Source organism: Nodularia spumigena CCY9414, assembly GCF_000340565.2.
Lineage (GTDB): Bacteria > Cyanobacteriota > Cyanobacteriia > Cyanobacteriales > Nostocaceae > Nodularia > Nodularia spumigena.
In genome coordinates, this window is record NZ_CP007203.1 from 5,085,737 (window position 1) to 5,099,909 (window position 14,173).

The window sequence follows — 14,173 nt, forward strand, 5'->3', positions numbered from 1 at the left end:
AAAGGATACTTGACTGACTCGAAAAGATAGCTGTTAAAGATTTTATGGTTTGTATGTGGGGATATTTATTTCAGTGTAAACTTCTTGGTACAGTGACTCATAAAGCCTCACCACATGATTAATTTCAAAGTTTTCCTGAATCCGATGGCGAGCCTGTTCCCCCAGGGTGAGACGCTGGGAACTTGGGAGACTGAGTAAGGATTCAACAGCCTCAGCTAAACCGATCATGTCATCAGGAGCAACAACTTTACCTGTCTCCCCAACAATATAGGCTGAGTCCCCCACATCGGTAACCACACAAGGAACACCACACCCCATGGCTTCACCTAAAACAATGGGAAAGGCTTCGCCATAGGAAGAAGGGGAAACTAAAACATCCAGGGAAGCCATGAGCCGGGGAATGTCTTGACGCAGACCTAACAAATGGGTGACGTGGCTGACTTGAGCCTTGTTAATCGCTTGCATCAGTACAGAATTAACAGTATTAATACCACTTCCCGCCAGCAAGAAATGGGCATCTGGTCTTTTTTGATGTAGATAACCAGCAGCGGCAAAAAAGCCTGTATGATTCTTCTGGGGGTCAAAGCGAGCAATCACACCGACTAGGGGTGTATCGGCTGCAATTCCTAACTCTTGTCGTACAGATTCACGCAAGTTTGGGTTGGGCTGAAATCTTTCTAAGTCAAAGCCGTTGGGTGTGACTATGAATTTATCTTCAGCATAACCAATTGATATGTGAATATCCTTTGCGACAACAGAACAGCACTGAATGCGATGGGGAATGATTGGGGATAGTCGCGCACATAATCCTGCAACCAAGAGAGTAGTGGCTTTATTCTTTTCTTTGGATAGGTCACTATTGTGAATAGCCCAAATTACCTTTGACACTCCAGCCATAGAAGCAGCTAAACCACCTAGTAAGTTAGAATGAGGCATCCAGGTATGAACTATATCAGGTTGACTGTGTTTTAATAACTTGACTAGCTTAAGTAAAGCCAAGGGATTGGGAATTGTGCGACTCATCCCCAAGGCTGTGACGGGAATACCCAGAGATTGAATGCGTTCACCGATCGCACCAATATCAGTGAGGGATATGACTTGAGGGGTAAATTCTGGTGATAACCGCTCTAGAAGTTTGAGCAGCATCATTTCTGCACCACCAGTGTTGAGTCCGGTGATGATAAGAGTAAGTTTAATCACAGGGTTAAGAAAAATTTCAGACTAGTATGGATAAATACTGATCAATGATAGTATCCAGCCCAAAGCGGCTTTCCAAGATTTCCCGGGAGGGGCGTTGAGTTTCTCCCTGAAGACTAGCTAGAATTGCCTCAGCCATAGCCTCCACATCCCCCACAGGAACCAGTTGACCCCATTTACCATCTTCTAGGATTTCCCTCGGTCCACTGGGACAGTCGGTGGCTACTACTGGTGTACCACAGGCCATAGCCTGTAATAAGGCATTGGGCATACCTTCAAAACAGGAGGAAAGAACAAATACGGAGGCTTGTTTCATGTAAGGGAAGGGGTTATCCACAAATCCCGGTAAACTGACTTGCTGCTCTAAATCCAGAGTTTTTACTAAAGACTCAAGTTTTGCCCTGTCTTCTCCCTCTCCTAAAATCATCAGTCGGGCTGAATGGTGCTGATTTAAGTGAGCGAAGGCACGAATCAATGTAGTAAAATCTTTTGCCACTGTCAGCCTACCTACACTGAGAATTACAGGGGGTTTCCCCTGAGCAAACCAAGGATGGTTGAAAGGTTCTTGGGCTTGATGTAGTAGTTCAGGCGTTATAGCTGGGTTATAAATTGTCGTGACTTTATGTTGGGGGATATTGTGTGATTTCACTAAGTCCTCAGCTGCACCTTCAGAAACTGCGATTACCTGATTAACCCCAGGATAAAGATACTTCGCTAACACTTGTGTTACCCGAAGCCGAATACCTTTCTCATAAAGCATTAAACTACTCCAGGAAGTAGCCACCCTCACTACGATTTTCTGTGACCCGCCAGATAAAAAACGAGCAATAATTGCTATGACATTGGCATCGTCTAAGGTGGAGAGAATGGCATGGGGTTTTTCTGTCTTTAAGTAGCGAATTAAACTGGGTAAGCTAGCCAGGACGCGAGGACAGTTTAAATCTATGACGCGCACTTGATCACTCACTAGGGGAAGATAGGGACCCTCGGCTTTAACTAGAACTAAATCCACAGCAAACCCGCGCTGTGCAAAGCCATTGGCAAGATACACCATAATTTTCTCAGCACCCCCACCTCTAAGGGATGGTAAAAAGAGAGTGATTTTTTGGTGTGGCTGTTTTTGTGACTTGGAGGAAGTTTTAGACAGTGAATTAATATTTGTATTATTCGTACTATTTATAATGTTCATTTGTCTAGACTCAGGTTCCATTTATCTTGAAGTAAATTATTTAAATGTTGATAATAAGCTAAACCCGATATTTCCTCTGCATAGGTAGACAAACAATATTTTTTCATAGTTATAAGTTGCTGAGGCTTTGCTAAAAGCTGTTTAATTTTATCAACTAAATCGAGTAAATTGTCAGTCTTAAACACATATCCGTTTTTGCCATTTTTTATATAACATTGAGTACCGCAGGTATCTGAGCATATTGCTGGCACACCATTAGCAATTGCTTCTAATATGGAAATAGCGGCAGGCTCATCTCGCGATGGTAGCACGAAAATATCAGAGTAATTATATAATTGCTGCATTTGCAAAAATGGTATATTCTTTTTCAGAGAAATTATCTCTTGCATGCCTAATTCATAAACTTTTTGCTGAATCAAATTAAATCTTTCTATTTGATCTTGGTGAACGCATTCTCCCACAATTGTGGCATGAAATTTGTATTGATCTTTCAGATGGGCTAATGCCTCGATAAATAGAAGATGATTTTTCCTAGTTGCCCCATATTTGCCGATCATTAACAAATGAATTATTCTGCCCTTTTCTTCGGCAACATGAGTTATTTTTGCTTGGGGAACGGCAAAGGGAACATAGTGTATACATTTGAGGGATTGACTGTTGGTTTTATCTGTGCCTAACAAGGGACTATACCAAGCAGCATTAAAAATCGATAGCAGCAGATGAATTTTGATTCTTTTAGCTAGGGAATGATGTTTATTGATTTCTGTTTGAGTGTAAAAAATCGTTTTTATACCCAGAACCATAGCATACACAGCGGCTAGTATAGAGAAATATCTATTGGGATTGCGGATAATAAGAATATCCGCCTGACTATGAATCAGCTCACGAAAATAAGTAATAGGATTGGGAAATAATCTTGGTTTATCACCGTCACCACTACCAAAGGTGGCTTCCAGCCATTTTGAAGCTCCACAAGCGGGATATACCTTAGGAGTTAATATTGAGTGTTCTTCTGTTGGTCCGATATAATTCACGTGTAACTCTACATCATGACCATTGGCTTGCAATACCTTGACAATTTCATATTGATTTGTGTGAAATCTTGGAGCGATGAAGACAATTTTCATAATATTGAATTTTGGATTTTTTATACTTTTAACCAAAACATATTTTAAGTTTTAATTTAAAAAATTACTACATATATTCATATTCGCTTAACTAGGATACCAATAGTTAAATAATATTGACCAATAAAGATACCAAATTATAAGATAAGCAATCCAGATGTAAAAAATTATCTTGCGCTGCTTTCGAGGCAATTCCCAAATTGCATAGGCTATCAATGGCATTGTTGCCCCCCAAATTCGATATGACCAAGGAATAAAAGGATTCATTACAATATACCAAGCTAATATATTAATCACTAAGCTATGCTTCTTTATATAGTCATTATTGCAGTTCAGTTGCACAAGGATTAATAGAATCCAAAATAGCATTTGTAGAAAACTGCCTCCTCCTCTGATATAGTCTTCGCCCTGACTAAGACGACGATCCCCTAGGAATTGAAGTAAAGAATTACCAACTGTTAAGATTATTCCCGCAAAAACCCCTGGTAAAGTTGCCCATAGAATAATTCTTATCCTTGTTGGTATTAGCCGCAATTTAGGTATTCTCAGGGAAAAAAAGTTTGTTTGGCAAAAATTTAGCAGTAATAATATGGCGCTGCTTGAATGAATAAACGGTGTCAACGCGAATAAGATGTATTTAACGCCTTGCGGTTTTAAGATTGTTGCCAGAATAAATATAGACCAGGCAAATCCATTTCTAATTCCAGAAAGGATAACATCGATAGATGTAGGATTTAATAGGAAAACTAATGCCCATGGAATACTAACTTTTGGAAAAAGGTATGCACCCCAAACTAAGCATATGAAAAAGGAAACAATGCGAAGAGCAATTGTTGCTTCACCTGTGATTTCTGTCAGTTTTATGACTAGTTCATCCCATAAAACCTCTCCTGTAAAATATTCATTCCAACTTTGCCAATTATATAATTCTGCCTTACTTGTACCCGTAACAACGGCATTATTAAAATATAAAACATAACGACCAAAATCTCGAAATCCTCCTTCTAAAACCGCAGATATAGATATTTTATCCCAGGCAAAAAATACCATGAAAATGGCGTAAGCAATAGTCGCTATGATGACATATATCAGCTTTTTGCGTATTAAAATGCCTTTTCTTCTATTTAATTGTTCTAAATATTCTTTCTGCATATTTTAGAGTCAAAGTCCCTTTTTCCAGGCTCAGTGTCTTCTGAAAACAATTAAGCAAGAATGCCCACATAGGGGACTAAGAACTTTATCAAGAATATAACGTAACCCACGAACCAAGATTGACTTTCCTGAATAGTCATAGAGTTTTTGCAGTGGTGATTTGAAAAATGAGGGCAGTTCATCTTTAAATCCCTTTAATCCTGCGCTAGGACAAACTTCACAAAGGGAAAAGCCTAGTTGACAAAAATTCATTATGGTTTGCTGATGATCAAGAGCAAACTGGTAAAAATCTGACGGTTCTGATGGTAAGCTTTGATAATCAAATAGTCTTAAAAGCCTTTTGAGTTTACGTAATGGTGACATGTAGGGATGGGTAAGAAATAGGTAGCCCCCAGATTTGATTACTCTTCGCATTTCATGAGAAATTGAGTCATAACCTGAGTAAAAATGTTCAATTACACCTAAAGACCAATATCCGGCAACAGATTGATCTGACAAAGGTAAGGAGCGGACATCACCAACACGAATATCCAAATGGGGCGCAACCTTGTTGAGCATCGCAACGGTTTGAGGGGCAAAATCAATGCCTAGGGCTTGATAACCCGCTGAAGTTAAGGCAACAACATGGTTTCCAGTTCCACAACCCCCTTCTAGGATCAATCCGTCTTCAGGAGTTAGATAACGCCGGGTTATGGAAGCCACAAAGTTTAGTTTTTGAGGAGGAATAAGTGCCAGTCTGGCCTTATCCTCATCTGTAATGCTCCAGTGGGCATCCCACATTTCCGGAGTAGCTGATGACTGAATATAAACTAAAGCTTTTTTGTTTGGATCGTAATATCTTCTCATGGTGTAATAATTGCGATAATAAGAAGCTTGTTGGTGGATTAACTTCGACGAGCGATCGCATAGCCTCTTTCGTTGCTGACTGTGAGTCGTTCTATGGTGTATAGTCCATCAGACTCAATCTGATTCACCGCTGCAACTACGCCATCAAATAAGCCAGGTGTAACATCGTCAAAGACAATCATATCCCCTGTAACTTGGCGATCGCGCACATAGGCATACTCAATTAAAACATCTTCTTTAGTATGTTGGGCATCTAAAAAAGCAAAGTGGATGCGAGACAGTCCTGTGCGTTGTAATTGGGCTTTTGTCCAGCCTTGGACAAATACAACTCGATCTAATTCATCTAGCCAGGGGCTTAGTAGCTGTTGACGGGTCTTTCTCCCATCATGGTCGTCAATGCAGTTCCAGAATATGGGTTGGTTATGGGGTAAGATATCCAATGTAACAATTTTACCTTGTGAATTGGTATCTGTCAGTGCTTTTGACATGCAGAGCGTAGAGAAACCACGCGCCGTGCCTGTTTCTAGAATTGTCACCCCCCCATTAATGTATTTAATATTATCAGCAAGGTAGCGGTGCAAAGCCGCATAAAGAAGCCGTCCATGCTGGTAATTTAACCGAGATTTTTTAATGACTATTTGGGTATGTAAAGCTAAATTTTCCAGCCACTTACGATCAATACTGTAACCTAATCGCTGTTCCATCTCATCAATTTCAGGATAGGTGACTGCACGGGCATTCTCATGTAGCTGTAGATAAGTTTCTCGGTCAGCTTTGGGTGATGTACCAAAGGGATGCTGGGGAAAATTTTCCTGAGTTAGGAAAGATTTAATGGCTCGTTTTATTGTGTTGATAGTTCCCATTTTAAAACTTATAACGTCTTTCAAATCTGGTTCTTGCGTCTCTTTTATGGAGAATTAATAGTAAAGTGCCAGTTTAATAAACTGCGTAGTCGAAAATTGCTAAAGTTACGAAATCCATATCCAAGTCGTTTAATCAACTTGAGTTTATTATTAAGGCCTTCCACAGTCCCACTGGTAGTTCTGCCATCAAAATAACCGACTATTTCCCCAAACCATCTAACCATTGTCCCGATAGTTTTGGGAAATAATAACAGTGCATCATGCATCCAATCTAATGGACTTCTCCGAAAATGAATATAGAGATGTTGCATGCAACGTCTTTACAAGGGTTCTGGAAACCGCATATTTAATTTCTGGAGATGTCTAATAAATTAATGATGCTGTCTCCCCAAGATGTGGAGGATTCAAATATGTCTCTAAATTGTTCTTTCAAGGAGTGCATCTTCGCCAGAGTAGGAGATACTTCCTGAACAGACTTCAATCTTTCTTTTTCAATGACCTCTTAATCTTCATAATCTGTCGATATAGTTACAGATTACAGGAACTATAACTTCCGCCAAGAAGCATATTGCAAGGCAAAATACCTCCATCTTGAATCAGATTTTAAAAAAGGATTTTCAAGTAAACTGTAAATTGACATTAATAATTTAAATAGATATCTTGATTGTTGTAACTCCATCAGTGATACAGGATGTGAAACACAAAAATTAGCATTTGCCATATGTCTAGAAATCACATTGACAAACTCATCAGGAAACCACTCGATAACGTGTTCTTCGTCTAGAGGTCTCTCTGTGAATCTAACAGGTGTGCTGATTACTACTAGACCTCCTTTTCTAGTTACTCTAACTAATTCTTCTAAAAACTTATTCACGTCTGTCAAATGTTCTATAACATCGCTAGAAACTACGATGTCAAAGGTCTGATCTGTCCACGGTAAGGCATAGACGCTGCCTTGCCTAAAATCTATTTTCAAACAAGGATCTGAATTTAGCTGTGCATAGCGAATGGCTTCTAAGGAGTAATCAATGCCGGATGTCTGGCAACCTTGTCGAGCCAGCATATTAGTTAAAACACCATCTCCACAGCCGACATCTAAAATTTTTGAGCCTTTCAGATTTCCAAAATTCTCCTTAATCAGCGAACAAACCTTGATATAGCGTCCTAAAACAAAAGGGTTTCTCTTGAAAGGATTCTTGGATACTTGTTCCCAATGATATGCTCCTCTGTGCTTATATTTATGAAATTAATTTGATTTTATCAAAGCAGATCTCCTAACTTTAAGTACATTTAATCATTTAATCATTCAATTCCTATGTCCAGGGTCTGACCAAGTTAAACTTATCTTGCCAACCCATTATTTCCGTAATCAAAACAATTCCCCATATCATCAACACTGTCCCATGCACATCTGGTTCTGCCATACCTGTAGTTATTCTAGCGTTATAGTAATTATGGTTAGCCCCTGTAGAATAAAAGGAAAATCCACCCTGCCAAGGCCAGTAGTGGGATCGATAGCGACACAAGCGGTCAAGACAATAAGCCCGTATTTCTTCCAGTCGGTAAGTGGTCAATTTCTGGCAACGATGCAGAACACAGATTACATTAAAGTGATCGCAGGCTTGTTTATCATTCACCGCAGCTAGACAAAGATCAATTAGCCCTTCAGGGTTGGCAAGATTCTCAATTTCTGCTGCATCTAGTGCCGTCACCATTTTCATAGCTCCGTTGACTTTTTGCTGCACTGAAACTGCAGCATCCTTGGCATACCATGCACCGTCTTCTTGACGGTAGCATTCTTCAACATACTGTAAAACGTCTTCGGTTGACCAATCGCTCTTAATGCCAAACCATAAAAAGTGACGCTGTATAAAGAAGGCTAAATGACTAATGTGAGAGCCTGCATGCCAAGGATTTGTCCAATCTAAACTCTGAATATAATCCTCGACTCCTTGCATTGTAGAGGGAATTTCATCAAAAGGTTTATCTGGCTTGGTTCCCAAACACTGTAAAGCAGCGAAGGACTGACGAGTTTCAGCGCGAACTGTTTGAACTACCCTAAGGTTTGCAGTATCACGATTTTTGAAAGCAGTCCATAAACGCCTGAGTCGGCTATGTTGTACTACCCAAGGATCGGAAATTGAGCCATCTTGACTCGCAAATGAGCGAATGTGTTCTGATAATACCTGTCTTTCGGTGGTATCTAGCAAATTAGCCATAAAACGAATCTTAGCAACAAACGCACTTGCGGCCAAGCTAGGCTTAGGCTGCAAATCACCGCTATAACTATAGCGGTAGAGGCGAGATTCGGCAGGGTGTCGCATGCTGCTTAAGAAAACAGGCAACCGCTCCAGCACACCGTCTAACCATTGCAAAGCCTGAGATTCATTCCAGAGTGAATCTCCCCTTGGTTCCCAGCTAGCTTGACGCAAGGCAGCAATATTCCGATAGAAGCGATCTTCTCTCAACCCCCTTGGGATAATAGTAGATATCTGTCGGGTGATTCTCGATCCATAGCGTTGTTTAGCAACTGTCGTTAGCAGTTTTGCAGTATCCATGAAAGTTGCTCTAGAACTCGGCTGCTTCTGTGCTTTGCACGATTCCCATACTTCAGTTGCAAAATCAAGATATCTTTGAGTAATTTCATCCATACTGGGAACCGCAATCGCTGCTCGATAAAGATTCAAATCACTAGCACATTGTTCTATTGCACTCAAAACATCTCTTTGTCCATGAAATAAAACTCCACCTTGATTCACTAATTCTGGATGTCCACCGCTGCATCGGGCGACTGCTGGCAAGCCAGAACTCAACGCTTCGATTAAGGAATTAGAACAAGGATCATCTACACTAGCGGTTATATAAAAATCATGTTCTCGTAAGACTTCACCAAGTTCTTTACTGCACAAAGGAGAAAGTTGAGTAATATTTCTAAACTCAGTAGGACTGTTTCCAATAAAGGTCATTTCATAGCGACTAAAATCGAGATACTGATCAAGGTAACTGTAAATGTCAAAACCTTTTCGCCAGTTAGATGACCAGCTAGTTGCAACTATACGGATTCGTCGATCAGGCAACAATGAGGAACATTGAGTTTTTGGGAAAAATAATAGCGGATTACAGGCATTAGGAATAGTTATACTGGGCTTATCAATACCGATACCAAATGTGTAACATATCTCACGACTCCAAGCAGACTGATAGATAGTAGCATCAGCTATTTGATTATTGAAAATGCCTATGCTATAATCAATCTCTATACTGCGAGCACAGCCTCGCGCTACCGATAAAGGTCCATCAACACGATGAATAACTATCAAGTTGTTACTCTTTTTTGCTTTGAGTTGGGAGACCTGACGATACAAACGGCCAGCCGAACCAAAAGGATAGCTATTGAATAGTAAAACATCAGCTTTTTCTAGTCTATCAACATAAACTTGTCTGCCGAGCAATTGATCGCGCAAAGCGGAGAGAAACTGATTCCCACCTCCGTGAGGCTTATCAGTGAGTGGAAACGCAATGTGAATTTTCATTCAATTTTATTTGGTGACTAAAGGTAAGAAGAAATCGTACCAGAGTTTTTGTTGTTTGTTTTTGTTATAGGCATTAAGTTCTGCTGTTTGCCGAGCAGTTTGCACAAGGCTATTAATGCCCTCTGATTTTTCGACTGCCTGAAAAGTATATTCTGCCAATGCTTCTACATCTGATACATCCACTAACCAACCATTAACTCCATGTTGTATTAAATCTTGTGCTTGTCCTACCCTTGTGCTTACCAAGGGGACTCCACTAGCCATCGCCTCTAAGACAGCTTTTGGTCCACCCTCTTCACGAGAAGCAATAATATATGCGTCTAGTACTTGATAGTAATTGCCAATCTCTCGATAATCATTGAGTACATAATGACGATAAGGAACTTTCAGATCTTCAAGGCCTCTCTTCATATAGCCCCGGCTAGGACCTGTCAGTAGCACTAAGAGTTCAGGAATCTGACTCTTTAATATTTCAATTGCTTTCAGAAAAATATCGGGTCCTTTAATATATTTAGGTTCATTACCATCACCCCAACCATTGCCATCCTTCTGGAAAGAACCTATAACAACTGCTGATTGAGGAATATTATACTTTTCTCGCAGCAGTTTCTTTGTCGTAAGAGACTTAAAGGGGAACCAATCAAGATTAATGCCAATAGGGATTCGAAAAACTTTCTGATCAAAGCCTTCATTTTTCAATAAAGTTTCAATTCCAGAGTGAGGAACACGAATACGATGAAAGTGATGTTTTCTCCTTTTCAAGGTATCTAGCAATGGGGAGAACTCAGGCGAAATGGAAGGATCGCCGTGGTAATAATCAAATGCTAACCTATTTCCAAGAAAATGATAAATTACGCTCTTATAACTAGCCGCAAAATATTTAGAAGGAAGATAACAGACTTGTCGATAAGATATACGATTACACTTTACTTCAAAGTCAAGTTCGGATAATATTTGTTTAAGTGCTTTATTTTCCCAAGAAGTGACCCATCTACTGTTGTCGGGAAGAAGATTAATCTGCGTATAGGATTTAGACATTATAGGTCTTACTTAGGGTTTGCTGCAAAAGTTATCTGTGAAGGCTAGGTGACAGGTGACAGGTGACAGTTTCAAGAGTTGGATAGGAACGATTTTTTCTTTAAGTAGGAATTAAGTGCAAGGTTTTTCAGTTGCCACCTCAGAAAAGCTTGCACTTTTTGAAAATCAAAATAGCTAAAACCGTTTACATGTAAGGTTTTTGGATTTATTCACCAAGCCCTACTTAAGGGAAGGAAATGGCATCTATTGTAGTTCTTGATTCAGTGAAATACAAATTTCCCCAGCTTCAGCCTCCCAGCTTTTCACTCTCCAAGCTCCATCCTTTCCCCCCCTTATAATGGAATTTAGAGGGGGATCGCCATGTACTTCATTCAAGTGAAAACCGCCTCATGACGTTTTCCAAGAAAATTCAGTGATGTAACGTACCTATCGAATTGAGTTTGAAATACGCACGTACCAGTACGCTATGGACTCAGCAAACCTAGCTTTGGGCGTTCGCTAGATAGTATCGCATTCATTTTACCACAAAAATAGCAAATCCAGTTGTCATATAAGGTTTAGTATAATAAAAACTCTTGTCAAGCATCTGGAAAAAACGACTTGACAACCGATGTAGGCGGAAGCCAATTTTATTAAAAATACTGCTTCTTTGTGGTGAACGGCATAAACTTGAGTACCACAAGTCATGAATGACTGAGAAAACCCCCCCCATAGGGCTGATCTCAATCTCTGTAAAGCCTACTTTTTTCAAAACTTGATGCAACTTTGCGTCTGTCCAGCGTTGATAATCATAAGGATCAGCATGAACCTGATAAAGAAACGGCATCGTAATCCAGCCCTTACCGCCTGGTTTAAGCAATCTGAACGCCTCTTTCAGAACAACTTCAGGAGCCTCTAGATGTTCAAGCACCTCACAAAGTAAAAATCCATCGACAGATGAGTCAGGTAATGGAATTGCCTCAGCACTACAACAAAAATCAGGGTTTGTTGTTTGGTCAATGTTGATATACCTCCAAGTCGATACCTGCTTTATGGGTGGACGGAAATTACCACGCTTGTTATTTTTTTTGCCCCCAATATCCAGAATGTCACCAGACATAAACGGTATTTGATCATTTAGAAATTTATCCACAAGATATCTCCTTTGAGTTGCCATAAAATACCTTTAATTTCTGTTGATGTTGTTTGCCAACCTGAGTTTTCTATACTTAATTTCCCTTCAAAGCCATAGCCCGAAAACTGCCACTATTAGCCAGCAATTCTTCATAAGTTCCCTGTGCTGCCAACCGACCCTGAACCAACTGAAAAATGCGATCGCATTTCTGCACCGTCGTCAACCGATGGGCAATTAAAATCACCGTCAGTTGATGACTTAACCCCTCAATAGCCGCCATCACCTCCCGTTCTGTCTCATTATCCAAGGCACTGGTCGCCTCATCTAACACAATCACTGATGCCCGCTTATACAATGCCCTAGCAATGCCAATACGCTGCCGTTGACCCCCTGACAAACGAATTCCTCGTTCTCCTACTATTTCTCCATAACCTTCTGGGCGGCTTTCAATGAACTCGGCAATTTGAGCTAATCGTGCCGCTTGTCGCACCCGCTCCAGATCAATTTCACTGCGGGGAATCCCAAAGGCGATATTCTCTGCCACAGTAGCATCACTGAGAAAAATACTCTGGGGTACATGGGCAATGGTACGCTGCCAACGGTGTAACCGTTCCCCTGTCAGGGCTGCGCCATCCACCAATACTTCCCCCTGTTCTGGCTGTAATAGACCCAAAATAATATCCGCAGTAGTACTCTTACCACTACCGGTAGTTCCTACAAAACCAACTGTAGTATTAGCCTTAATCTGTAAACATAGGTCTTGTAATACCCAAGGTGTAGATTCTGTATAACGAAACCACACCCCCTGTAAGCGCAATTCATTGTCTAGAGGTTGACCCACCCCAGAACCCACGGGAACCAGGGACACAGGCATGGACAATCTCCGCAATACGTTTTGCAGAGATACCTGATTCCCACGTATATTAACCAAGGCATTAAAGTTAGCCTGCAATGCCGGCAATAACCGATTGGCTGCCAAGGTCAAAGCCCCCAATGTGGGTACTACTTGAGCTAACTGCTGCTGATCATAGGCCATGGCCACAGCCATGAGGGCAATGGTGACCATAGCCACAGCCTCTATTAAAAACCGGGGACACACACCAATGAAGGCATTATTTGCGATCGCCACACGGGTGGGACGATAGGCCTGATCATAGCGGGTGATAAACATCCCCTGATTACTCTCAAGCAACACATCCCGAATCCCTCCTAATCCCTCTTGGAGATATTTCACCACAAACCGACTTTGACTACTGATGGTCTTGCTATTGCGGGCTAGTGCGCGACGAGTGATCCGCAGCAAAATAACATAAGTTATCCCCAAAACTGCCGCTGTACCTAGGGCAACTCCCAGATTAATTGCCAAAATTGACAGCCCCAGTGCTAGTACAATTATACTATTAACTACCAGATTCAGAACAGCTGGCAAAACGGATGAACTCACACTCTGAAGATCCTGGGTAATATCGGCAATTAATTCATTACTACTATGACGCACATGAAAACTGTAAGGTTGTAACAGGGTACGACGATACACTTCACAACTCAAATCACTGGACACCATTGCCGCAAACCGTAACTGCCAGCGCAATGTCAGCAGTCGCAACCCATTAGCCAAGACTACTGCCGTTCCAAAGCTCCCCCCTAACCACGCCACCAGTTGAAAAGTCTTAGTTACCCCTAACTGCACCCAAAGGGGTTGTAAAGTCGGATTTTGCAGCACACCCTCGGCATTACTCAATGCCCCTAGAAATGGTAACACAGCCCCCAAGCTCACTACCTCACTTGCCGCAGTCACTACCATCAGCATTAGTAACCATAACATTTGTCTTCTCCGAGCCAAAGGTAACAAATGATATAGTTGCCGGAGGTTTTGTATTAAGGATGCTTGTTTTTCTATCCTCTGAGAGGATGTTTGGAAAGTCATGATTAGTGTAGTGTATCGAATATTATTTGACCCCAACCTAACCCTCCCCTTGTAAGGGGAGGGGAATGGATTTGATTGTTTTTTGTGTGTTGGGTGTGTTCCCTGTTCCGTTACATAAAACTTACTCAAACTTACCTATTTAGACTTTTCTATAATAGATAACTTGTACTAGATGGGGTTTGAAGTT

The 14,173-nt window shown here is 40.9% G+C and carries 11 protein-coding genes and 1 pseudogene; all 12 read right to left on the reverse strand.

Translation table 11 applies throughout. From position 1 onward, the window contains the following. Positions 1-42 precede the first annotated feature (42 nt). The gene (locus NSP_RS22030) at positions 43-1,200 is read right to left on the reverse strand and encodes a glycosyltransferase (RefSeq protein WP_006194914.1); all 1,158 of its coding nucleotides are present in this window, start codon (positions 1,198-1,200) and stop codon (positions 43-45) included. 16 nt (positions 1,201-1,216) lie between these two features. Beyond that, a complete protein-coding gene (locus NSP_RS22035; protein WP_006194915.1) occupies positions 1,217-2,386 on the reverse strand; it encodes a glycosyltransferase in 1,170 nt (389 codons plus the stop codon). Further along, on the reverse strand, positions 2,383-3,513 hold the full coding sequence (locus NSP_RS22040; RefSeq protein WP_017804429.1) for a glycosyltransferase family 4 protein: 1,131 nt from the start codon (positions 3,511-3,513) through the stop codon (positions 2,383-2,385). The genes NSP_RS22035 and NSP_RS22040 overlap by 4 nt, the downstream gene beginning before the upstream one ends. An 87-nt stretch (positions 3,514-3,600) precedes the next feature. Next, the gene (locus NSP_RS22045) at positions 3,601-4,665 is read right to left on the reverse strand and encodes a hypothetical protein (RefSeq protein ID WP_006197021.1); all 1,065 of its coding nucleotides are present in this window, start codon (positions 4,663-4,665) and stop codon (positions 3,601-3,603) included. A 30-nt stretch (positions 4,666-4,695) separates the two neighbouring features. Further along, positions 4,696-5,511: a class I SAM-dependent methyltransferase gene (locus NSP_RS22050; protein ID WP_006197022.1), complete on the reverse strand. Its 816-nt coding sequence runs from the start codon at positions 5,509-5,511 to the stop codon at positions 4,696-4,698. A gap of 38 nt (positions 5,512-5,549) precedes the next feature. Continuing rightward, complete coding sequence (locus NSP_RS22055) at positions 5,550-6,374, reverse strand: class I SAM-dependent methyltransferase (protein ID WP_006197023.1); 825 nt, start codon at positions 6,372-6,374, stop codon at positions 5,550-5,552. Positions 6,375-6,418: 44 nt separating this feature from the next. Beyond that, positions 6,419-6,867: pseudogene (locus NSP_RS24900) on the reverse strand (ISL3 family transposase); the annotation flags it as partial. Positions 6,868-6,918: 51 nt separating this feature from the next. Continuing rightward, positions 6,919-7,530, reverse strand: a complete 612-nt coding sequence (locus tag NSP_RS22065; RefSeq protein WP_309145432.1) for a class I SAM-dependent methyltransferase — start codon at positions 7,528-7,530, stop codon at positions 6,919-6,921. Positions 7,531-7,687: 157 nt separating this feature from the next. After that, positions 7,688-9,907 (reverse strand): glycosyltransferase, encoded by a 2,220-nt coding sequence (locus tag NSP_RS22070; RefSeq protein ID WP_006197026.1) that lies wholly within the window; start codon positions 9,905-9,907, stop codon positions 7,688-7,690. 6 nt (positions 9,908-9,913) lie between these two features. Beyond that, positions 9,914-10,945: a glycosyltransferase family 4 protein gene (locus NSP_RS22075; protein WP_006197027.1), complete on the reverse strand. Its 1,032-nt coding sequence runs from the start codon at positions 10,943-10,945 to the stop codon at positions 9,914-9,916. 514 nt (positions 10,946-11,459) lie between these two features. Next, positions 11,460-12,101 (reverse strand): class I SAM-dependent methyltransferase, encoded by a 642-nt coding sequence (locus NSP_RS22080; protein WP_006197028.1) that lies wholly within the window; start codon positions 12,099-12,101, stop codon positions 11,460-11,462. Positions 12,102-12,153: 52 nt separating this feature from the next. Further along, on the reverse strand, positions 12,154-13,986 hold the full coding sequence (locus tag NSP_RS22085) for an ABC transporter ATP-binding protein (RefSeq protein WP_231859510.1): 1,833 nt from the start codon (positions 13,984-13,986) through the stop codon (positions 12,154-12,156). Positions 13,987-14,173 lie beyond the last annotated feature (187 nt).